This is a genomic window from Providencia sp. PROV200, assembly GCF_049901995.1.
GTDB lineage: Bacteria > Pseudomonadota > Gammaproteobacteria > Enterobacterales > Enterobacteriaceae > Providencia > Providencia rettgeri_E.
In genome coordinates this window covers 1,166,570-1,189,817 of the sequence record NZ_CP096307.1, presented here as the reverse complement: position 1 = coordinate 1,189,817, position 23,248 = coordinate 1,166,570, and the positions used below count along the sequence as shown (strand labels likewise).

General features: G+C 39.5%; 24 protein-coding genes. 2 read left to right on the top strand and 22 right to left on the bottom strand.

From position 1 onward, the window contains the following. Positions 1 to 80 precede the first annotated feature (80 nt). The gene (locus M1E86_RS05270) at positions 81 to 1,367 is read left to right on the top strand and encodes a citrate synthase (RefSeq protein ID WP_004909058.1); all 1,287 of its coding nucleotides are present in this window, start codon (positions 81 to 83) and stop codon (positions 1,365 to 1,367) included. An 81-nt stretch (positions 1,368 to 1,448) separates the two neighbouring features. Here the strand turns inward: M1E86_RS05270 and M1E86_RS05265 are convergent, their stop codons facing one another. After that, complete coding sequence (locus M1E86_RS05265; protein WP_213913426.1) at positions 1,449 to 2,210, bottom strand: AraC family transcriptional regulator; 762 nt, start codon at positions 2,208 to 2,210, stop codon at positions 1,449 to 1,451. Between the two features lie 130 nt (positions 2,211 to 2,340). Between M1E86_RS05265 and M1E86_RS05260 the strand changes: the two genes are divergently transcribed. Next, on the top strand, positions 2,341 to 3,474 hold the full coding sequence (locus M1E86_RS05260; RefSeq protein WP_125895162.1) for a multidrug effflux MFS transporter: 1,134 nt from the start codon (positions 2,341 to 2,343) through the stop codon (positions 3,472 to 3,474). Between the two features lie 207 nt (positions 3,475 to 3,681). Here the strand turns inward: M1E86_RS05260 and M1E86_RS05255 are convergent, their stop codons facing one another. From M1E86_RS05255 to M1E86_RS05155, 21 genes are all read right to left on the bottom strand, one after another. Next, positions 3,682 to 4,164 (bottom strand): hypothetical protein, encoded by a 483-nt coding sequence (locus tag M1E86_RS05255; RefSeq protein ID WP_125895160.1) that lies wholly within the window; start codon positions 4,162 to 4,164, stop codon positions 3,682 to 3,684. Positions 4,165 to 4,704: 540 nt separating this feature from the next. Continuing rightward, positions 4,705 to 5,898, bottom strand: a complete 1,194-nt coding sequence (locus tag M1E86_RS05250) for a TPM domain-containing protein (RefSeq protein ID WP_213913425.1) — start codon at positions 5,896 to 5,898, stop codon at positions 4,705 to 4,707. Further along, positions 5,895 to 6,491 carry a LemA family protein gene (locus M1E86_RS05245; RefSeq protein WP_213913424.1) on the bottom strand — a complete coding sequence of 199 codons (597 nt, stop codon included), beginning with the start codon at positions 6,489 to 6,491 and terminating at the stop codon, positions 5,895 to 5,897. Before M1E86_RS05245 ends, M1E86_RS05250 begins: the two co-directional genes overlap by 4 nt. Before the next feature lie 117 nt (positions 6,492 to 6,608). Then, complete coding sequence (locus tag M1E86_RS05240; protein WP_213913423.1) at positions 6,609 to 6,878, bottom strand: type VI secretion system PAAR protein; 270 nt, start codon at positions 6,876 to 6,878, stop codon at positions 6,609 to 6,611. A gap of 11 nt (positions 6,879 to 6,889) precedes the next feature. Beyond that, positions 6,890 to 7,735 carry a hypothetical protein gene (locus M1E86_RS05235; RefSeq protein ID WP_285316247.1) on the bottom strand — a complete coding sequence of 282 codons (846 nt, stop codon included), beginning with the start codon at positions 7,733 to 7,735 and terminating at the stop codon, positions 6,890 to 6,892. Between the two features lie 70 nt (positions 7,736 to 7,805). Then, positions 7,806 to 9,692 carry a hypothetical protein gene (locus M1E86_RS05230; RefSeq protein ID WP_426099274.1) on the bottom strand — a complete coding sequence of 629 codons (1,887 nt, stop codon included), beginning with the start codon at positions 9,690 to 9,692 and terminating at the stop codon, positions 7,806 to 7,808. A gap of 11 nt (positions 9,693 to 9,703) precedes the next feature. Next, on the bottom strand, positions 9,704 to 10,651 hold the full coding sequence (locus M1E86_RS05225; RefSeq protein ID WP_426099273.1) for a DUF4123 domain-containing protein: 948 nt from the start codon (positions 10,649 to 10,651) through the stop codon (positions 9,704 to 9,706). Continuing rightward, positions 10,644 to 10,898, bottom strand: coding sequence for a hypothetical protein (locus tag M1E86_RS05220; protein WP_185746872.1), 255 nt, complete (start codon positions 10,896 to 10,898; stop codon positions 10,644 to 10,646). Before M1E86_RS05220 ends, M1E86_RS05225 begins: the two co-directional genes overlap by 8 nt. Positions 10,899 to 11,102: 204 nt before the next feature. Continuing rightward, positions 11,103 to 11,372: a PAAR domain-containing protein gene (locus M1E86_RS05215; RefSeq protein WP_213914666.1), complete on the bottom strand. Its 270-nt coding sequence runs from the start codon at positions 11,370 to 11,372 to the stop codon at positions 11,103 to 11,105. After that, positions 11,365 to 12,276 carry a hypothetical protein gene (locus M1E86_RS05210; RefSeq protein ID WP_213914667.1) on the bottom strand — a complete coding sequence of 304 codons (912 nt, stop codon included), beginning with the start codon at positions 12,274 to 12,276 and terminating at the stop codon, positions 11,365 to 11,367. Before M1E86_RS05210 ends, M1E86_RS05215 begins: the two co-directional genes overlap by 8 nt. Further along, positions 12,273 to 12,512, bottom strand: coding sequence for a hypothetical protein (locus M1E86_RS05205; protein WP_426099272.1), 240 nt, complete (start codon positions 12,510 to 12,512; stop codon positions 12,273 to 12,275). Before M1E86_RS05205 ends, M1E86_RS05210 begins: the two co-directional genes overlap by 4 nt. Positions 12,513 to 12,536: 24 nt before the next feature. Then, complete coding sequence (locus tag M1E86_RS05200) at positions 12,537 to 13,019, bottom strand: hypothetical protein (RefSeq protein WP_213914668.1); 483 nt, start codon at positions 13,017 to 13,019, stop codon at positions 12,537 to 12,539. A gap of 86 nt (positions 13,020 to 13,105) precedes the next feature. Continuing rightward, positions 13,106 to 13,606: a hypothetical protein gene (locus M1E86_RS05195; RefSeq protein ID WP_213914669.1), complete on the bottom strand. Its 501-nt coding sequence runs from the start codon at positions 13,604 to 13,606 to the stop codon at positions 13,106 to 13,108. Between the two features lie 299 nt (positions 13,607 to 13,905). Then, positions 13,906 to 14,820 carry a hypothetical protein gene (locus M1E86_RS05190; RefSeq protein ID WP_213914670.1) on the bottom strand — a complete coding sequence of 305 codons (915 nt, stop codon included), beginning with the start codon at positions 14,818 to 14,820 and terminating at the stop codon, positions 13,906 to 13,908. Then, the gene (locus M1E86_RS05185) at positions 14,789 to 16,411 is read right to left on the bottom strand and encodes a hypothetical protein (RefSeq protein WP_426099271.1); all 1,623 of its coding nucleotides are present in this window, start codon (positions 16,409 to 16,411) and stop codon (positions 14,789 to 14,791) included. The genes M1E86_RS05190 and M1E86_RS05185 overlap by 32 nt, the downstream gene beginning before the upstream one ends. A gap of 238 nt (positions 16,412 to 16,649) precedes the next feature. After that, a complete protein-coding gene (locus tag M1E86_RS05180; protein WP_213913229.1) occupies positions 16,650 to 16,919 on the bottom strand; it encodes a PAAR domain-containing protein in 270 nt (89 codons plus the stop codon). 129 nt (positions 16,920 to 17,048) lie between these two features. Further along, positions 17,049 to 17,996: a DUF4123 domain-containing protein gene (locus tag M1E86_RS05175; protein WP_319862037.1), complete on the bottom strand. Its 948-nt coding sequence runs from the start codon at positions 17,994 to 17,996 to the stop codon at positions 17,049 to 17,051. Continuing rightward, a complete protein-coding gene (locus tag M1E86_RS05170; protein ID WP_426099270.1) occupies positions 17,989 to 20,097 on the bottom strand; it encodes a type VI secretion system Vgr family protein in 2,109 nt (702 codons plus the stop codon). Before M1E86_RS05170 ends, M1E86_RS05175 begins: the two co-directional genes overlap by 8 nt. Before the next feature lie 69 nt (positions 20,098 to 20,166). Beyond that, entirely contained in the window at positions 20,167 to 20,685 is a 519-nt protein-coding gene (locus tag M1E86_RS05165) for an Hcp family type VI secretion system effector (protein ID WP_004246976.1), read from the bottom strand. A 1,049-nt stretch (positions 20,686 to 21,734) separates the two neighbouring features. Then, positions 21,735 to 22,478 carry a type 2 GTP cyclohydrolase I gene (locus tag M1E86_RS05160; protein WP_125894146.1) on the bottom strand — a complete coding sequence of 248 codons (744 nt, stop codon included), beginning with the start codon at positions 22,476 to 22,478 and terminating at the stop codon, positions 21,735 to 21,737. Between the two features lie 231 nt (positions 22,479 to 22,709). Continuing rightward, positions 22,710 to 22,916, bottom strand: coding sequence for a YbfA family protein (locus M1E86_RS05155; protein WP_036957942.1), 207 nt, complete (start codon positions 22,914 to 22,916; stop codon positions 22,710 to 22,712). Positions 22,917 to 23,248: the final 332 nt, after the last annotated feature.

The following is a 23,248-nucleotide window of genomic DNA, read 5'->3' as shown; positions in this document are numbered from 1 at the left end:
AGAACAATGCACGAAGACACAGTATAACGCTGGGCTTCTGGGTTGTTGGGTGTCGATTATCAAGCGCTAAGGAGACCGTAATGGCTGATAACAAAGCTAAGCTAACGACTGGTAGTAAGGGTGATATTGACCTAGATATTTTAAGCCCAACGATTGGTCAAGACGTTATCGATGTCCGAACTTTAGGTTCTAAAGGGTTTTTTACCTACGACCCTGGTTTTACTTCTACTGCATCCTGTGAATCAAAAATCACCTATATCGATGGTGATCAAGGCATCCTGTTGCACCGTGGTTTCCCTATCGATCAACTCGCCACTGAAGCCTCTTATCTCGAAGTTTGTTATATCCTGCTATACGGTGAAGCACCAACTCAAGAACAATATGACGTATTTAAAAATACGGTGACTCGCCATACCATGATCCATGAGCAAATTACTCGCATGCTTAATGGTTTCCGCCGTGACTCACACCCAATGGCTGTATTATGTGGTGTTACTGGCGCACTAGCAGCCTTCTATCACGATGCATTGGATGTTAATAACCCTCGCCATCGTGAAATTACGGCTTATCGTCTGCTGTCGAAAATGCCAACAGTCGCAGCGATGTGTTACAAATATTCAATTGGCCAACCTTTTGTTTATCCACGTAATGACCTGTCATACGCGGGTAATTTCTTGCATATGATGTTCTCGACACCATGTGAAGAATACACAGTTAATCCTGTTTTAGAGCGCGCAATGGATCGTATTTTGATTCTGCACGCTGACCACGAGCAAAACGCCTCAACATCGACAGTTCGTACTGCAGGTTCATCCGGTGCAAACCCATTTGCTTGTATCGCGGCAGGTATTGCTTCACTGTGGGGGCCTGCTCACGGTGGGGCTAACGAAGCTTGCTTACGTATGTTGGAAGAGATCCAAACCGTTGAGCACATCCCAGCATTTATCGAGCGCGCTAAAGACAAAAATGACTCTTTCCGCTTAATGGGCTTCGGTCACCGTGTTTATAAGAACCACGACCCACGTGCAACCGTAATGCGTGAAACTTGCCATGAAGTTCTGAACGAACTGGGCTTGAATGACAGCCTGCTGGAAGTTGCAATGGAGCTAGAACGCATCGCATTGAACGACCCGTATTTCATTGAGAAAAAACTGTACCCGAACGTTGACTTCTACTCAGGTATCATCTTGAAAGCAATGGGTATTCCATCTTCAATGTTCACAGTTATCTTCGCCATCGCACGTACCATTGGCTGGATTGCACATTGGAATGAAATGCACGATGACGGCCTGAAAATTGCCCGCCCTCGCCAGCTATATACCGGCTATGACAAACGTGAATTCAACTCTGAATTAGCAAAAAAATAATATTTAATTAAATCTGAACCCCTACATATGCTAAAGCCTCGAATTTTCGGGGCTTTTTCTTTTTTACGAGGATCATTCAGCTTACTGCTGTTGATATTCCCTTGGTGTCATCCCGCTCATTTTTCGGAAAAAACTAATAAACGCGCTATCACTTGTCAGACCAAGTTCTTGAGTAATATAGTGATAAGGTTTTTCTTGTGCGAGTAATTCAATCGCTTTAATAAACCGCCATTGTTGTCGCCATGTTTGAAATGTCATGCCTGTTTCTTTCAGGAAAATACGCGTGATTGTTTTCTCACTCGCACCGATAGTCTGCGCTAACTGATTTAAATTCGGTGGTAATTGCTCGATATCAATCCCTTTAAAGCGTCTATCTTGCGGTAATGGCAACAGTGTTGGCTCTAAAGCTGCACTTTGTAGTTCATCGATAAATACCGGTAATAAGTTGGCCAAACGCCCCCGCAGCCAATCACTCTCAAACGGCGCAATCGCAATACGTTCTAACACTTCCCTTAGCAATGGGGAAATATTCAAAATAACCACATCGTTTCCAATTTCTTTGGCATATTCTTCTGATAAATAAACCGAACGATACCCCACGGATGCCTGCATTTGTGCCCGATGAAGGACAAATGGTGGGATCCAAGCCACCCGACCAGGAGGAAGCAAAGAGAGGCGATTTTCCAGTGAAATTCGTATACACCCTTGTTGTGTAAACAAAAGTTGTCCCATTTCATGTTTATGAAAACCAGAGTCATGCTGCCCCATTTTTGCTGCAATGCCCAATACTGGGGCGCTGTACCAATGCGTTTGAAACTCATCTGTTTGATTTAACCAAGCCATAATGTCTCTTTTTTGATATTTATAGTCTTTATTATTGTAATAAGACAATAAAAATAACACTAAACTGCCTGCCATTGAATCGTTGTGTCTGATTAGACCCTTTCTTTTTAGTAGATTGGTAGGAAAAAGTATGAAACATCCTCTTTCATTATGGCTTGCTGTTGCCTTAATGATGTTTCCTCAAATTGTGGAAACCATATACAGCCCCGCTCTCACTGATATTGCCAGCGCTTTCTCAGTAAATGCGGAACAAGCTTCACAAACACTGTCGCTTTATTTCTTTGCTTTTGCATTGGGCGTGGTGTTTTGGGGACGTATGTGTGACACCTTAGGGCGTCGCCCGACTATTTTGGCGGGTTTATTAATTTACGGTATTGCGTCTATTGGCGCGTTATTCGTCACACATTTTTATTTATTATTATTAATGAGAATGTTATCCGCATTTGGTGCTGCCGTCGGTTCAATCGGTACACAAACCGCTATGCGTGATAGCTACCAAGGCCATGAATTAGCGAAAGTTTTTTCTATCATGGGTGTTGCTTTGGCAATCAGTCCCGCCTTGGGAATGTTATCGGGTGCTGGACTCGTCAGTTTTGGCGGTTATCGAACTGTTTTTATCGGCTTAGCTATTTTAGCAGTGGTGCTTTTTCTCTGGTCAGCCTGTCGTTTACCTGAGACCAAGCCTGAAAACGTGACCCAAGTCTCATTTACTGAGACATTTTTACGCATGATCGCTGATAAAGAAATTGCTAGAAATGTGATCTTGATAGCATTTTTCAACATTAATTTATTTAGCTATTATCAGCTGGCTCCATTCAGTTTTGAACAATTAATGCTCACTCAACAACAGTTTGGATTAACTGGGATATTATTAGCGCTTGGGGTTGGTTTAGGTTCGATAGCAAATCGCTATTTATTGGCTAAAAAACACACATCTGAGCAGCTTGTAAAACTGTCTAGCGCGATTTCCTTAGTGAGTGGCTGTTTGGTTTTTGTGCTAATGGATTCAATTTGGTTCGTTTTACCCGTTATCGGAGTCGTTATTGGTTACGGAATTGCGATCCCGAACATACTTGCCCATGCATTAAACCGTTATGGTGACAGAAAAGGCACCGCTGGCGCAATTTTAGGTTTATTTTACTACATCGGACTCGCCATCGGTCTAATGGTCGCTGGCTGGAGCCAACACTTAGGCTTAGTACTCACTGTTTCGGGTTTAGTATTGGTTTTTGCATCACTAAGATGGAGTAGCCAAGTACACTAAATAGATTTAGAGAACCCCTTTTATGTCGCTATCAGTTCAAAAATGCCTGTTTGAGCCTATGGTCGACCCATAATTCAGAGACACGGATAACTTTTCTTCAGTTTTTAGAGGAGTAACGTTACCGTGTCCCCACAATAACCTTAAAAGTGCTTTTTATAGAATATAAATTAACCGTAGCCTCAGGATAAACAAGCATTCAAAACCTAGTTAACAAATGCTAAAAATATCAAAAAAGTTACCAATTAACCAAATAACAAGTAAAACCGCAACAATACCGGCTAAGCCTGTCGCTGCGTATAATAAAAGTGAGATAGCCAGTACACTGCCATTGAGCGCCAAAGCTATCCGACCTGAATTTTTATTCTCACCACGGATAAATGAAATGGCTGCAAAAATAATCCCAAATACGCCAAGAGTGATACTGAGCTGTTTTGCTAATTCAATTTTATCGAGCAAAATCTGTCGCTGTTCTTTGGCTTCGTCTACAGGTGGCTCCTGATATTTTTTTCCTTTAATGGCATCAATTGTTGCTTTTTTAATGCTGCTTACCTTTTCATGAACTATTTGCTCTATCTTAGGTTTAGATTGAGCGTATTCGCGTTCAAAGCTTTGACTAGCAAGTATGACAAGAATGCTAAACGCGCCAATGATGGTAGCAATCAAGCTGAATCGGTTATGAACCATAGACATAGTAATTAATGTTCCTTATTAAATTAGCTGCCAATGATAGCAGAGTGAAAAATAATATCTCCAGACTGACTTTACTATCTTAAATACCACATTTAAAACAAGTCTGAATAATCCATTTAGACAATTCGCCCAAAATTTATCGCTAACTTGACAGCGAGAACGATTATGAGGATAAGCCATCCCAATAAAAACATAACAGTAGGTCAATTCTGTCCTATTATTAGTTTTTTAACAAAATAAACTTTGTTTGGGAACTAATCGTTAATCCCCCCTTTATTATCGAACTATGATGACTTTTCCATCGATAATCGACAGGTAGAAATTATAGTGAAATGCTCGACTTTCAGGAATAACTAATTTTATTGGTGATAGCCGACTAAAATTAATTTCATAACGGAAAGTACGATTATCTTCATATGAACTAAATGTGTATCTACTCCAATCGATTCCAGCAGGTTCATATCCTTTATTTAGTTTTAATATGAGTTCCCCCTCCTTAACAGCAATATAAAACTTATTAAAAAGCCAAGTCCAGATACTTTACCAATGGCCAGAAGCACCGCCACCCCCGCTAGAGCCGCCTCCCCCACCGCTTGATGAACTTGATGAACTTGATGAACTTGATGAGCTTGATGAACTTGATGAGCTCGATGTACTCGATGAACTGAAATCGTGACTGGAAGTAAAATTAGAAGCGTGTTTATGGGATGTGTTTACTGAATATGAAGGTTGATAAAAAGGCGAACCCAATCGACTGAACTCACAAATCGCTTTCCATTCTTTTCTCTGCTGTCGATAAATCGGAAATAAGATATTAATGCCAATAAACAGCACGGTTAATGAAATAAGGTTAAAGAATAATGATAACACCACCATCAGTAACAAGATAAAAGGGTTAACAATACCATTAAAAATTATTTGTGTATAAAAAATGACAACGACTGAACAAAACACTACAGGGAAATACAGCGAAAATGATGTTGGAAAATAGAATGAGTAATTCAGATAATTTTTTAACCGTTTTAGCTGATTTGCACCTAACTTATATCCCCGCTTTTCTGAATCTTTCTTTTTTTTACCTGACTGTGCTATCACGTGATTAATTTTTCTTTTCAGTTTTTTCGTTGAAAATACAAGCTGAAAACAATAAATTAGCCCTAATATTACCATATAAATTAAAATAAAATGTGTTTGTAATATTTTAAGGGGAATAAGATCTATCAGAGAATTCGTTGAGCTTATTGGTCTATCATTAGCTACATGAATGGCATTTATAATCCCTTGCTCAATACCCTTATAATAGTTTTCTGCTCTAAAATACGGCAACATATTTTTTCGAATAATTCGCCCAGCAAGAACATCGGTAAATGTCTCCTCATAGCCGTACCCGACTTCAAAGCGAACACTGCGGTCACTTATTGCCACAACAAGCAATAATCCATTATCAAGCCCCTTTTTACCTATCCCCCATTGATTAAAAACACGATTTGCGAAAATTTCGATATTTTCACTCCCAGTAGTCGGAACGATATAAACAACAAATTGTGAACCATCATTTCGATTATTTTCAAAATTAATCAATAAATTGTTTAGCGTTTTAAATTGCTGCGCCGTCAATAAATTTGCACGATCAATGACCCGATCCATTTTCAATGGAGGTATATTATTCACTGATGCGCTCGCAATGACACTCAATAATAGTAAAGAGAATAAAAATAAAATATTGCGTATCATGAGCTAAAATCCACCATTGGTGTTTTTTTGATTTCATGCACATTCTCAACGTTAAAATTAATTTTTTTATCGTACCCCATAAATTTCGCAATGAAGTTATAAGGGAACAGCCTGATTTGAGTATTATAATTTCGTACTGCTTCGATATATCGCCCTCTTGCAACTGAAATACGATTTTCAGCCCCCTCCAACTGTACCATCAGGTCTTGATAGAGTGAGTTTGCTTTCAATTCAGGGTAATTTTCTGAAATGACTAACAGACGTGATAGAGATTGCCCTAAATTATCTTGAGCTTTTTGATAGCTCGCAGAAATTTCAGGATCATCAAACACGCGACTATCCGCATTAATTTTTCCGACAGACGCTCTCGCCTTTACAATTTCTTGTAACACATTGCTTTCATGACTTGAATATCCCTTAACTGTATTGACCAGATTAGGGATCAAATCAAATCGACGCTGATATTGGTTTAATAATTCTGACGCTGCCGCAGAGACTAACTCATCATTTTTTTGGATTGTATTGTAGGAATTAACTAACAGAGTAAAAATTACAACTATCACTAATACCAAACCGATCGCTAACTTGCGCATTAAATATCCTTATATTAACCACTTAATGTTAATATTGACTATCTGGTGTAGCACTAATTTCTTTACTATCATCAATCCTAGCGAACTCAATCATTATCCGTCATAACATCGTATTTTCTAACCAATTTTTACCGTTGAATTACCCATTAATACGCCACCGCAACTTACTGTATCACCTGTTCTGGCCGCAGGTTTACCATCAATAAATACACGACTTGAACCACCAACGATAGTTCTTGAATGCCCACCGTGAGGCGCTAACGCATCCCCTTGCCGAGCAACCGCCTTACCATCGACTTTTACTGTTGGTGAACCTGTAATCACTTGGGTTGGGCCATGTTTACCATGGCCTGTATCAGAATCACCAATAAGAATAATGTTTGGCATAAATTAATTCCTTATCGAACAATCGTGACTTTTCCATCAATAATGGATAAATAGGGATTGTAGTGAAATGTTCGACCTTCAGGGCTAACTAATTTTATTGGTGACAGTCGGCTAAAACCAATTTCATAACGGAATATTCGTTTATCTTCATAAGTACTGAATATATAGCGACTCCAATCTATTTTAGCTGGCTTATATCCTTCATCTAGCATTTCTTTAAATTCTAGAGAGTTCCAAAATAGATCAGGGGAACTATTATCTGCATAAGCAAACTCATCCCATGATATTTTACCCATTGATTTTAATTTGTTGAGATTTTTATCAGCAAAGGCTTGTTGTAGCTCTAAATAAAACGCTTGAACCTTAGGAATATCGGATTCCGTTACAGGCGTTGCTTTTTCCCATTGCCATTTGGGGAGCCCTTGTAAATTAAATTGGTTTTTTGCTTCTAGCATACTTCCTTCACTTTTTCTATTGGAGCCACCGAAATAAACTTGATCCATATTATGTTTATATTTATCGGAAATAATTATTTTCCCATCGTTATTTCCAGCTAATTTAATACCTGATATAAATGTGCTATTACCATTTTCGGATAACTTATTTAGTTCCACTTCACACCACATTTCCGGTGTTAGTTTTTCTTCTTCTGCTAGAACAGAATCATTATACATAATTAAACTTAATGTATTTAGTTCATTGGTTAGTATACTCGATATATTTTGGCCTGCAGAATACATCCCTTCAGTAGCATTTTCATTATCCATAATAAGCATATCATTAATTTTTATACCGCAACCTGCATTATTAGAGGATAAATTAATCAAATAAATTTCATCCATTGTATTTTTTGCCATACTGACTCCACTAAAACCTAATACCATTATAATACTCGTTATATGCAATACATTTTTCAACGAAAGACGCTTACCAGATCTCTGATACTCCATAGCTTTCGTTAGATGGTGAGAAAATAGACCAACGATACTCTGATTTCTCTTTGGATAACGGTTCATGAATAATCCACTCCTTATCTAGTGGCTTGGTTGATTCTTCGACTTTGATATTCTTTTTTGAATGACCAAATTTATCAGCGTCATTATTCTCTTCTGTTTCTTTTTTTCCGATCCCTACACCATATTCAACACTCGCATAAGCCTTTATTCCCTCATGGTAAAAAACAATCTCACCATTTCCATTTGGAACCCAAGCGGCTTTTACAATTGCGGTTACTTTTGCTTCCGCTTTAAAAAAGCCTGAGATACCATAATAACGAAAACCTCCGCGGATGTTCGTTACACAGCTCATTGTGAACGATAAGTGGACATCACTACTTTTTTCATCAAATTTTGTAATTCCATCACTCTCTGTCTTATATTTTACGCCGCAGTTTAAAGACAGATTAAAGGTTAAATCAAGCTGGGCACCAATAAATGCACCATCTTCCCCTCTATTGACCTTCCCTTCACTCTGTGTCCCCCTTTCTCGAATAACGGTGACAATAGTGTTGATACCAAAATAAGCAGCGAAAGCCTGTATCATGTCAAATGTGAATTTGAAACCAAAAAACGGGTCGCCACGTAAATACACATCGTATTTAGGCATGACTTGATTATTTTTTGTTAATGCAATTTCTCGGCTACCACTGACTTTGATTGTCGGATAAATAAGCTCAAATTTTGCCAATTCATATTCTTGTTGTTTGTACTTACTTGGGCTTTTATCTGGAGCGGTCGATAATAATCGATTAAAACTATCGACGCCTTTATTTACTTTTTCAAGCAAAGAAAGCTCTTTTTTCTTTTTTAATTGTGTGTATTCATGTTTCAGTTCAGCACTCCATTTTTTACTGTCCATCCCCAATATTTTTGAAATCGAGCCTTCAAATTTAATACTTGAGGTTGTCAGTTCTGTACCTGATTTTGTCCAGCCACTGTGAGGCTTTGAGCCGTTATGGCCCAACGCTTGGTTCTTTTGTGCAGTTAATTTTTTTCTCGCAACATCATTTTGACCTGTTGTTTTTTCATTGAACGCAATCGTTAAATCAATTTTGGTTTTTTGCTGTAAAATTAAATAGAACTTTGTATCAAAAACCGACCTCGAACCAAATTTTTGATACACGAAAGCCCCTGCATTTAACAAAATATTATTGTTGATTGAGGCATTATACATTTTGGGCTCAAACGGTTTGTGCCCACATTCTGCAATCGATAATCGATATTCTTGGGTATGCTTCAATCTACTAACGGCGTATTCATCATCCAAATCATTCCATAAATCAACGAATAAATCAGCCAACACCGTAAACGGATTCATCACCTCTGCACCAAATTGACGAAATTGTTTTGTGTAAACTAACGGAATATCTAATGCCTTAGCTGGCGTGACTTTACCCACAAACGTATTCTTGACTTCCCCAATCGGTTTTACACCTTGAGGTACTTGTGCCACTTTATTGTTATAAGATGTTGATTGCCCAAAGTCATAGGCAACATCACCATAGACATTTCCAATGGGGCACTCAGGATTATTAGAGACACATACCTTCGAACAGGTCTTTACCTTAAAAGGCACTGAGATTTCAGGTAAAAACGATTCAGGATTTTTTTCAATGTTGAAAATATTATTAAAATCAGAAAGCTCTGCCGCTAGAAAACTATTTTTACCTTTAAATTCGATAATATGAAAAAAATCTTTTTTAATCCCATTTTGGCGATAAGTTTCTTTTTGTTGACCAAATTCAATCTCGACTTCAAGTGTGCAATCATCAGGTAATTTACAATCACAAACGACCTCTGGATATTCTTTAGACACTGGCAACCTCCTTACGCACTGTACTGCCGATAAAAATCTGGAATGGTATTTATTAACATCATCGATAACTTTTCAATTTTATAAAAGTCCATTGCATCCGGTATTGATAAAATCACACGCCATTCCGAAGGAAGAGAATCCACATCATATATTTCGTAATAGACAAGAAGATAACAAAATAGACTTATTGATTTTTCGTGATTGATATCGTGTTCATAACAAATATCTACGATCCTTTTTGCATACTCAAAGTAAAATGCCCATGTTTTTTCATGACACAAATCTGACGTAAAATATTTTAATGAACGTATTTTGGGATTACAGATAGTTTGCAAGATTAAACTTTCAATCGTTTCATGTTCTTTTTGGGTCTGATATTTTTCAGTTGCTCGAACAAAAAAAAGTGCCATTTTCGCTGTTAATAACGCTATTTTTTGTTGAGATAATAATTTCATTTCTGCATCAGTAAAACGCATCAGCTTGCCCCCAAGCTTCGCATTATCCGGAAATCCGCGGCGCTCACGCTCAAAGCGGGAAGCGGTTTCCTCTCCCCATAACAATGTCTTCAGTTTCGTAATGGGACCTAAAAATACATGCAAACGCCAATTATCAAAGGTTCCAAGCACATCCCACACATTGCGAGGGTCATAAAAACGCCAAAAGACCGGCTTTTCTTGTCCCGGTATCATCACCATCAAGTATTTGCGCAGATGCTGACGTAACTCACGCATGGTTGCGTGCGTATAAACATAAATTCCCCAAGGCGTCTCTCGCGTACTTAACCAGCGTTGCACCTCTTCGGTCACTTCCACTAAATAGGGCGCTAATGACACAATTTCAGGTTGAATCGGTTCGCTGTATAAGCAACTCGCCGGCGGTTCGTGCTCGGCAAACAAATTAAAGACATCAGGCTCGGAAGCCGCATCAATAATGGCATAGCACGTTTCAGGTTTAACCATTTTCCGCCTCCTCTTGCCCTTCTTTCATAGGGCAATGTGCCACAAAGGCCGCGCCACTGCTCGCCGCCGCTTTGAGTACCGCAGGGTTAGTCGCTTGCAGGATATCCCCAGGGCTTCCTCCTGAATTTAAGTTTATCGCAGGTCCTTTAATATCCACGCCACCGCTGTGAACGACAACAAAGCTTCCGCCCACTTTTAACGTGATTTTACTGCTGCTTTGTAAGGTGATATCCCCTTGTGCATTCACGCTGACCACACCTTGTATTGCCTCAACTAGGTCGCCCTCAACCGAAAGGTGGTGGTCTCCCTCAACTTTGTCTTGGTAGTTACCGGTTGTTTTGTGCGCTTGATTAAACGGTTAGTTTTATCTCACTAACGAGTAACCAAAGTAAAGCAGCAACACGTGATACTGATATGCGAGCTATATGAGCAAGTTAAAACACATTAACATTTAGCCTACAGCAACAAGCACACAGCCCCCAGAACATCCACAAGCGACTTTGTGACCTTCTAATGCAACAGGAATACCATTGATCTTCATTAAGCTATCGCCTTCAACGATAGTCCCTGTTTTTTTACATGAAGGACAATAAACAGAGTCGCCCACACAGGCGACTCCTTGGGTTTGCTTGGCGAGAGAAGAGGCCGTCAACACCGTGCCTCCGGTATTCGTCATATCATTTTTTAAGATAATTTTTCTGCCGTTCACAAGACTACGCATTGCGTTTTTTCTCCTGATCAAGCTTTGCTAAAATCTGTTCGACCTGTTGCTCAAAATCAGCAGGAAATGGGTTCTTACCAAAAAATAAAAAGGGTTTGCGGGCTTGGTAATCGACAGGCGAAACCGCATCTCGCCCTTGTTGCATATAGGCATTGAGAAACGTGATAAAACGATGGTTTTCACTGTCGGTGCTGGTCAGGAAACTGGAGTAATGTGAGACATTCGGGCGATAGAGGATCGTTTTCAATTGCCCTGTTTTTTCATCAATGCCATACAGTTTAATCGCCAGCATTTTACCTGCATAGCCGAATTCTGCATCTTCATAGCGTGTTAAACGTACCTTCCCCATCCCATAGCTATACAATATTCCTCGTTGCCTATCCGCAATAAGGTAAACCGGAGGTGTGAAGAAAGAGAGATAACCCAATAACCATAAAAAACCGGGGAAAAAAATTAGCCAGCCGATAATCATCAATACCTTAAGATCATCATTTCTATAAATTTTATCAGTATAGTAATCGATTAGATATGTTCCGATACTTATTTCCTTAACTTTCATATATGGTAAATAGTTTGATAACCCTGCTGGTAAGTTATCGACACCATATTTTTTATTGAAATAGTTAGAATTATCTTGAAGGGTAAAATAATTCGATTTATGGTTTTCAATAAAACCAAACAGTGTGTAAAAGGCCATTACTAAAAGCACGATAAAAAATGGGATCGTATTAGTGAGCTGGCTATTACGTTGTGGAGAGTTGATCACACAACGCTGTTGATTGACCGCATCTAAAAATACCAGTTTTTGAGGCTCCAATGGATCATCGTAATGATGACTTTGTGCAATTAATGGTGTGGTTTCTAATTGCTCCGGGTGCTTTGTTGCCGTATATAAACTCGTCATTCGGTGCCTTCCTCATCAATACAGCCATAAAGTTTATCATTAGGATCACCGTTTCGGTAACGCAATGGCGCAATTTCGCCTTTCAGACGATCCACCAAGTAGTACCAATAAATGGATGGAATAGATTGCCCCAGAGGATCCCTTGCAAAAATACCCGCTTCGACTTGAAAGCTCAGCACAAGCTCTCCATCACGCAGTACCGTGGTTGCTACGTATTTTGCTGTTTTGCACAACAAAATTAAGACACTTTCCTTAAGAAGCTAACAAATACTAAAAATGTCAAAAAAGTTACCTATAAACCAAATGACAAGTAAAACAGCAACAATGCTGGCTATACCTGCGGCAGCATACAATAGAAGAGAAATAGCGAGAACACTCCCATTTAGTGCTAATGCTATTCTGGCTGAGTTTTTGTTTTCATGGCGAATAAATGAAATAGCAGCAAAAATAATACCAAATACACTGAGCGTTATACTAACTTGTTTGGATAATTCAATTTTATCTAATAAAAGCTGTCGCTGTTCATTGGCAGGATCTACGGTAGGGGCTTGATACGCTTTTCCTTTAATTGCATCCATTGTCGCTTTTTTTATACTACTTACCTTTTCATGAACAATCTGCTCTAACTTAGGTTTGGATTGGATATATTCACGTTCGACGCTTTGATTAACAAGTATTACAAGAATGCTAAAAGCTCCGATGATGATAGCAATTAAACTGAATCGATTATGAACCATAGACATTTGCATTCCCTATTAAACTATCTCCAATATAACATCCTAAACAATATTCATTTATTGGTAGTTTACATTATTTTCCTCAGTAGAGTTTATGAATGACGCTTTAAAGGTAAATAATATTTTTTTAAATACTTATCGACATGTTTAGCAAGATTAATTAAATCCGCATAGGCAATTGGCCCTAGCTCAGGCATTTTTTGGGCTAAATATTTTTTAGCCGTTAGGTTTAATTTTTTAGACTCATTAATAACTGATTGCTCTCGAAGTATTGCAGGCTCTACTCCCCAATTATATTCTGGTGTATCTGTTTTTTGTCTACCGATTAAAACCCAATCAATTTTCCCATGATAAGACTCGACAGCAGCTTTTAAGATAGCAATAAAATCTTGATGGCTGCGTTCATCGATAGGACGAAAATGAGTTGAAGGTAGCTCATTGATAGTGTCAATCATATACATTTCTCCATCGATAATATTAGTCGGGTCAACAAATGCTTTTTTATACCCCAAGCTACATCGCCTCCAATCTATAGGAATATACTTCATTAAAATACGCAATAATTCATTTCCTTGATTATTTTCAATTTTCATTATTTTAATTCTGTAAGCTTGTTAGTAATCGTTAGCTTTCCATCATTAAAACCTTTGATGTATTTCTCCAAATCCCCTTTACAGATTGCTTTGGAGGAGATATGTAGTTGCATAAGTAACTTGCACAAAATTATTTACAGGCTAAATATGTATTATTTAATAACGGTTACCTTACCATCGATTATAGATAAATTGGAAACAAGCAATGAGCCGTTTTATTATTCCGTTTGATGACCGCCTAGACGGTCATATTTAAATGAAAGACAAATACACAGAATTATTTACAGGGGCAATATATTTTATTTAACAACCGTTACTTTACCATCAATTATTGATAAATAAGGTGTCGTGATGAAAAAATCACCATTTGAATTTTCTATTTTTAGTGGAGAAGCTCGGCCATATCCTTTTTCAAAACGAAAAATTCTACCGTCCATATATGAATTAAGTTTAAACCCATCCCAATTTATAGGAACTGATTTATAGCCCTCATTAAAAAAACGTTTAAATGGCATTGATTCCCACATTTTTTGTGGTGTACTACCTTGTTCTATTGCAAGTGAACCCCACATTCCTTCTGTTTTTTTATATATCTCATCTAAATTTTGGTTTTTAAATGAATTCTGAAGTGATTCATAAAAATTTTTGATTTGAGGTATATCTGCATTCGATACTGGTTGCCCTTTCGTCCAGTTCCATTCAGGTAAGTCTTTTGCAACAAAGGACTTAGTTGCCTCTATCATATTTTTTTCAGCATTATTAGAGCGAGGGCTATCACCAAAAAACTCGATTTTACTAGGATAAAAATCTGGGTTTATTTTAATTTCCCCATTAGTATCAACAATTAATTTAATTCCAAAACTTGGCTTGTCATCAATTGTTTTTTTAACTGTAGCTGAACACCACATGTTACTAGTTAATTTATCGCTATCAGTTAATGAGTTATTTAGCATTGTAACACTCAGCGTGTTTTTACCATTTTGTAGGTATGAACTAATAGTTTTTCCAGTAGTAAAACTATTGTCGGTCATTCCTACATTATCAATAACCAACATGTCGTTAATTTTTATAAAACACAAAGCATCATTAGTATTAAAGCTAACGATATAGTTTGTTTTCATTTTTTCTTCTGCATTTGAACTACTCATAACGCCCACCATTCCAAACAAAAAAAATATAATTTTAGCCCAAGGTAAAACGCCAATCTGATTCATCTTTATTCAAAGCCTCATAAATTATCCATTCTTTATAGCCACCAGGTTTTATCTGTATTGGGGGCGTATCACTTTCTATAGGTTTATTTTGTGCACCCATACTATAGTTAGTATAAACTTTTGCTTTAATGCCTTCGTGATAAATAACAACCGTTAAATCGTCCCCCTTTTCTTTGTCAAAAGCGATATTTAGTTTAGCCGCAATTTCAGCACCAGCTTCAAAAAAACCTTGTATTCCCCAATAGTTAATACCTGCTTCTATGTGCGCATTACCGATTAATTCACCTTGAATTTCAATATCTCGTCCGTCAGACTCAAACTCACCTTCATCATCAGTTTTAAATTTAAAGTTACCATGTAATCCACAGCTAAACGTGAGTTCAAGCACCATTTTGGCATAAGCACCTTCGTTGCCTTCCTTAACAGCTTCTTCATTTTTCTCGAGGAATTCTCGTGCATTGTTAACAACAAAATCAACATGTGCATAGGTAGCAAAAGCGGTTAATAGGTCTACAGTAATTTGAAAACCAAATAGAGGCGCAAACCCAACCGAAACATTCCCTTGAGTAATAACACCATAATTTGAAGATTGATGTGTTTTTATTCCGCCTTCTATTTTTAGTACTGGATAGCAGAATTCAGTTGAAACCAAGGGATATTGCACTCTATTTCCTGAGCTTAATACAGAATTGATTTTATTAAATGCAGTATCAATACTATTTGTTAAGTTGAGCTTATTCTTATTTGTAAGAAACTCTTTTTTAAGCTCTGTGTTAAAGGCGACTGTTTCATCACCTATAATACTAGTGATCTCACCTTTAATACCTAATCCAGTTTTAATACCGTATTTTTTTGTGTGTTTAGTCCAGCCACTGTGCGTTGGTCTGTATCCTCTCGCTACATTATTTGCTGTTTGTTCAGCTTTTCGAGCTTCGTTACTCTTTTCCTCTAATGCAGATTCAAGGCCGATCTCAACACTAACTTTAAATTCACGGTATAAAATAAGATCAAATTGAGCGGATGCTAGATGCTTTTTTCCTTCTTTAAAAAGTAAAGCAGTACCATGAGTCACTGGGTTCAGTGTCACCTGGAGTAATTTTATGGCATTGGGAACGGTCAGAAATGGCGCCGCTCCACATTCTGATAATCTCATACCATACCTTTGACGATAACGAGGGTCATCAGTGAAACCTTTTCGATAAATAAAACTATCAAGCATAGATATTGGATTATTTTCCCCGAAAGAAAACTCAGATGTTCTTTTGGTATAAACAAGGACATCATCAAATACTTTCTGTGGGGAAAAATCCCCATAGAGTGAACCATTTTCATTAAATACGTTCCCAATAGGGCAGTTAGGATTATGCGAAATACAACCTTTTGGTGTAGCCATTAACTTTAATGGAACCGTTTTACCTTTTTTAGGTTCTATTAGATAAGTAAATCGCCTAAAAAAATGTTGTTCTTGACGGTATATTTCAGTTTTCCCATCAAAATTTATTGTGGCTTCTAAAGTGCAGTTTGTGGGGATATTGCATGATTGGCAAATATTCGCAAATACACTTGACTGTTTATTTTCAGATGAAGACATCATAATCCCTTACTTAGCTTTAGGTATTACAAGGTAGACTGTAAATACATAAGTTAAATATTAGTTTTAACTTAATATAAGAGTGCTTAAGCAAGCTTCCGCAGTAGCCCCAGTTTAGAAATGTCACGTTTCGGTATTATAAAAAAATAAACCTCTGCCGAGATAAAGACATTAAAAATGTTGGTGACTATGCTAGATAAAAAATTAAATCCCTGAAGGTTATATTCGTTTCTATCAATTAACCAATCGTTACCGACGAGTTACCCATTAATACACCGCCGCAGCTTACCGGATCGCCAGTTCGAGCCGCAGATTTGCCATCAATAAATACACTACTTGAACCACCAACGATAGTTCTTGAATGCCCACCATGGGGCGCTAACGCATCTCCTTGCCGAGCCACTGCCTTGCCATCGACTTTTACTGTTGATGAACCTGTAATTACTTGGGTAGGGCCATACTTGCCATGGCCTGTATCGGAATCACCCATGAGAATAATTTTGGGCATAAATTAGTTCCTTATCGAACAATCGTCACTTTTCCATTAATAATGGATAAGTAGGGATAGTAGTGAAATATGAGTCCCTCAGGACTAACTAGTTTTATTGGTAATAGCCGGTTAGGCACTACAATCTCCTTAGGCACTGTACTGCCGATAAAAATCTGGAATGGTATTTATTAACATCATCGATAACTTTTCAAGTTTATAAAAGTCCATTGCATCCGGTATTGATAAAATCACACGCCATTCCGAAGGAAGAGAATCCACATCATATATTTCGTAATAAACAAGAAGATAACAAAATAGACTTATTGATTTTTCGTGATTGATATCGTGTTCATAACAAATATCTACGATCCTTTTTGCATACTCAAAGTAAAATGCCCATGTTTTTTCATGACACAAATCTGACGTAAAATATTTTAATGAACGTATTTTGGGATTACAGATAGTTTGCAAGATTAAACTTTCAATCGTTTCATGTTCTTTTTGGGTCTGATATTTTTCAGTTGCTCGAACAAAAAAAAGTGCCATTTTCGCTGTTAATAACGCTATTTTTTGTTGAGATAATAATTTCATTTCTGCATCAGTAAAACGCATCAGCTTGCCCCCAAGCTTCGCATTATCCGGAAATCCGCGGCGCTCACGCTCAAAGCGGGAAGCGGTTTCCTCTCCCCATAACAATGTCTTCAGTTTCGTGATAGGACCTAAAAACACATGCAAACGCCAATTATCAAAGGTTCCAAGCACATCCCACACATTGCGAGGGTCATAAAAACGCCAAAAGACCGGCTTTTCTTGTCCCGGTATCATCACCATCAAGTATTTGCGCAGATGCTGACGTAACTCACGCATGGTTGCGTGCGTATAAACATAAATTCCCCAAGGCGTCTCTCGCGTACTTAACCAGCGTTGCACTTCTTCGGTGACTTCCACTAAATAGGGCGCTAATGACACAATCTCCGGTTGAATTGGCTCACTGTATAGGCAACTCGCCGGCGGTTCATGTTCTGCAAGCAAATTAAAAACATCAGGCTCGGAAGCCGCATCGATAATGGCATAGCACGTTTCAGGTTTAACCATTTTCCGCCTCCTCTTGCCCTTCCTTCATGGGACAATGCGCCACAAAGGCCGCGCCACTGCTCGCCGCCGCTTTGAGTACCGCAGGGTTAGTCGCTTGCAGGATATCCCCAGGGCTTCCTCCTGAATTTAAGTTTATCGCAGGTCCTTTAATATCCACGCCACCGCTGTGAACGATAACAAAGCTTCCGCCCACTTTTAACGTGATTTTACTGCTGCTTTGTAAGGTGATATCCCCTTGTGCATTCACGCTGACCACACCTTGTATTGCCTCAACTAGGTCGCCCTCAACCGAAAGGTGGTGGTCTCCCTCAACTTTGTCTTGGTAGTTACCGGTTGTTTTGTGCGCTTGATTACCTTCAACCGTCACGGTCCGATTACTGGCAACAACCAGTTCATCGTTATGACCAATACTGGTTGTCCGGTCGTAATTAATCCGTTCACCCCGTGAGTTCAGCACATTGATGGCCAAATTCTTTTGCGCATGCAGATAGATTTCTTCTTGGCCTGCTTCATCTTCAAAACGCAGCTCATTGAACCCATCCCCTTTGTGGGTTTTGGTGCGAAATGTCGTGCGTGTTTTGTGTTTCGGTAAATCAATAGGGGGACGATTACGGCCATTATAGGTACAGCCCGTAATAATCGGTTTATCTATATCATTGTTAAGATAGGAAATAATCACTTCCTGCCCAATTCTGGGGATGGACATAAACCCAAAGCCATCGCCGTTCCAACCGTGGGCGACTCGCACCCAACAAGACGCGCTATGGTCAGGTTTGCCGCGCCTGTCCCAATGGAAATAGACGGTCACAGCGCCTTGCGCATTGGTATAAATTTCTTCACCCGGCGGCCCGACAACGGTAGCCAGCTCATCCCCATCCGCTGTAGGTTTATACCGATAGGGCGGTCGCCACTCTTGGGTGCTAGGCACAAAGGACAGCTGGTTACTCATCTGAGTCCCTTCACCGCCACTGTTATCGGCAAGGGGTTGCACGCCATGATGGGAGACACTCACCACCTGCCACGTCGTATTCATTCGAGGGCTAGGATGGTTAGACAAGGTAAAAATACGCCCCGGTGCTAACTCAATGCAGTTCGTCGTAGCCGTTCCTACTTGCCGCTGGTTTTGTGATTGCTCGTAACGAATTTGGTTGAAGGGCTGCCCTTGCGCATCTTCTTGAAAGCGACCATAGCTTTCAAACACTTCATGTTGTTGATGGACTTCGCCGGTAACTTGGTGGCTCAGTGGGTAAGAGGGGCGGAGTTGGTTGTAGTCTTTATCCACACGGATATCGCTGCACAACTGTTCAGCGTAACGCCATGTGGTGGCGGTACTGTCGGTGATATCCGTTTCAGATTGCGGATTATAGGTGAGCGAAACACCCGCTTTCATGCCTAAGTGGCGGTCACTGTAAAACAGTTGAGGGCCTTCTTCGAACCAGTAATTAATCCCTTCTTCAGCAGCAAGCCGACACCAGAATTCATACATCGTTTCGCGCTTTTGAGTGATGTACTCGCGTTTCAGATGCTCTTCGGGGTGGTAAAACTGCTTATCAAATTTAATGTGAGACTCGCTCAATAGCGTCTCAAGAATGTTCGGCACCGTCATATTTTGGAAAATGCGGCTGTCCTGCTTAAGCGTCATCACCCACATTTCAGGGCGTATCACAAAGTGATACCAGGTTTTAACCCCATCGGTATTGCCTTGCTCTGCCCCGGCTAAAATGCCTTGTACTGTGCGAAGAACTTTTCCATCTCGTTTTACGGTCAGCGAGGAGGCCACACCCAATACCGTTTGAAAATCAATCTCGGGTAACGGACTGACTGCCTGAATCGACAATGAAAAGAGTTGGGAAAGCCCTTCTTGCAAATCAAACTGGGTCACTTGAAACGTGTCTTCGGGTAACCCACCAATTGTGCAAGTGAATACCAATCCCGTCCCCATTTCGCCATTCATAATACGGTCTAGCAGCTGACCATGGGCTTCTTGCAAGGCTTGGTCCTGTGCATAAGTTCTGCCGCCCGTGTATCCGCCACCGTGAATAAGCGGGTTATTTTCGGGGCTGCCGAGTCGTTTGTTTTTATTGGGGTCTGTCCAAGACATGGGAATTTCCTCTATAGGAGAAAAAGCGAAAAACGCAAACGAGCCTCGAAAGGCTCGCTAAATTCAAACTTATGCTTCGAGCGGCGCACGCCAGTCATCGGCACCGGATGTGCCTGCAACGGTGTGTTCCCAGTCAATTTTACGGTAAGACAGAGAGACTTCGATTAACTGCGTGAAATCCGCTTTTGCCGGGTCTTGGCAGTGTGGCATTTGGCAATCGATATTGACGATGGTTGCATCGGTCAGGGTAGTGGTGAAGAAATGCTCTTGCTTGCCTTCAACGGATGTGCGGTACCATTTCAGTTCCACTTTCGGCAACATTTCGCCAGACGCTAATGCGTTATACAGCAGCGGAACCGCTTTATTTAACGCCACGGTAAAACGGAACGGCTTGTGCGCACGTTGGCCGGAAGGCTGGCCGGATTGTGGGTCAGTCGGCACAGTCACGACGTGAGAAAACTCTTGCACTAACATTTGGTCTTCATGACCTTGTACATAGATGTTGCCCACAGAATCCGCAGTAAATGCACCGGCAGTGATGTTGCCTTGGGTTTTTCCTTCAATGGAAATATAACATGGAGTTGGCATAGCGATATCCTTTATCAAGAATGACAAATTGGGTTAAGTCGACATAATTATCGATTAATTTCCGTCATCTCAGCCCGTGCGCACGGTAAGATTTGAGTTAAGGATGATAAAAGCAGATGAATAGCGTGTAAATACACGTACTACTTACGTATCTCTCTAGGATAAGTGACTTAGCGTAAACTGGTTGAAATATCGCTATATAATGCTAACAAAAACACCAAAAACAAACGAAAGTAGAATAATCATCGAGTGAAAAATGGACTAAAGCACGATAAGCCCAGTAAGTTCTAATGTACATAGAAATAAACTATGTTACTAAATATTACAGCCGATAGGCTTGATGTAATGTATTGATTTAAAATAATTAAAATGAATATCGTCAACTGACTTCAATTTCAGTGAGATCACCGTCTTAAATTAACAGTGTATTAATCTGATTATTTTTATTTTAAAGTGAATAATATTGATAAGTAATTTTCACACAAAGAACAACTGACTATAGGTGAAACCAACACCGCCGCCGCTCGAATAGAACGAAAATTCAATTTTCTAAATAGTTTGAGTTACGGCTAGGCGGCAAAAGAGGATAGCTTGGGGAGCATACACAAGTATGTGACCCAAGTAGCCGAGAGAAGCCAACTCCGCCGCCGCTCGAATAGAACGAAAATTCAATTTTCTAAATAGTTTGTGTTGCGGCTAGGCGGCAAAAGAGGATAGCTTGGGGAGCATACACAAGTATGTGACCCAAGTAGCCGAGAGAAGCCAACACCGCCGCCGCTCGAATAGAACGAAAATTCAATTTTCTAAATAGTTTGAGTTGCGGCTAGGCGGCAAAAGAGGATAGCTTGGGGAGCATACATAAGTATGTGACCCAAGTAGCCGAGAGAAACCAACTCCGCCGCCGCTCGGATAGAACGAAAATTCAATTTTCTAAATAGTTTGAGTTGCGGCTAGGCGGCAAAAGAGGATAGCTTGGGGAGCATACACAAGTATGTGACCCAAGTAGCCGAGAGAAGCCAACACCGCCGCAACACAAAATATGACGAAAATTAGGCTGGGTTATCGATATCAACAAACTCCGCATCTAACCCATGTTCATCTACGAGCCACTGAGTCAGTGCTTTGATCCCATAACGCTCCGTTGCATGATGCCCTGCGCTGTAGAAATGGATCCCCATTTCCCTTGCTATATGAATGGTTTGCTCAGAAACTTCCCCTGTTACAAAAGCATCTACGCCAAATTCCGCCGCTTGTAGGATGAAACCTTGCCCTCCACCTGTACACCATGCAATTTGGCGAATTTCTTCTTTTGCATTATCACCACAATGAAGAACTTTACGGCCAAGGCGAGTTTCTAAGCGAGACGTTAATTCTGAAGGTGTAATGGGTTGATCAAAAAAACCAAATGGCATTAACGGGTCAATTTGGCCATTCACCTGCACCCCCATAATATAAGCAAGCTGGGTATTATTACCTAATTGGTGATGCGCATCTAATGGGAGGTGATAACCATACAGGTTGATATCATTCGCTAATAATGTTTTTAAGCGATTCTTTTTCATCCCTTTGATGATCGCTGGCTCATTTTTCCAAAAATAGCCATGATGAACAATGATGGCATCGGCTTTCTTTTCAACAGCGACATCTAGCAAAGCTTGGCAAGCTGTCACACCGGTGATGATTTTATGTACATGTGGCCGCCCTTCAACTTGCAATCCATTCGGTGCAAAATCTTGGAACTCACTAACTTTCAATTCATCATTAATGATTTCTTCTAATCTTAAGTTATGCATTATATTGTCCTTTTTACTGCACAGCTAAACGGTTTACCCACCAGTTTGAAGGTAATTAACTGATAATCAATAAGCATAAACGGAAACATGATTTTTTTCTGTATTATTTAGAGCAAATCAGGTCTATTGCCCATGAAAAATAACTGGCGATTAAATAAAGAATGGAAGATAAAAAACAAAACCCCCACAACTCGACATTGCAGGGGTTATGACTGGACACTAAGTTTTAAATTAGCGATGACTTTCCAGCGTTGTCTCTGAGCGTTCTAGCCAAACGGGTTTATCGCTGGTCTTAGCCCAAACCTTATGTAAATGGCTATAAAATTTTGCTCTTTTTGGATAAAAAACCATAACCGGAAACGCAATAATGCCAGCTGTTACAGCTGCAGTGCGGCGTGCAAGTACCTGATTACGGGAATATTCGCGATATGTGGACATCGACATCCTCCTTCAGTTGCCACTTTATTTGCCGATCCTAGCTTTGCCCTATCATTCCCCATTAATACACATTTTTCATTAACACAGTAGTAAAGAGCGACTAAAACCGAGCAGATAATATGAAATATATTGACTGTGATTAGAATACTGCAAATTGTGTAATAAAACCACTCATCTGACCACTTAAAATGTAAATATGACTAAAAAAACTGACCATTCCGTATTTTTACTACATAATTTAACCAAGTGGTGTTTTATTTGAACATAAAAATCACAACTAATTAACAACAGGCAATTCATTTCATAAACAACCGCCCGCTCTTCCAAGCGAA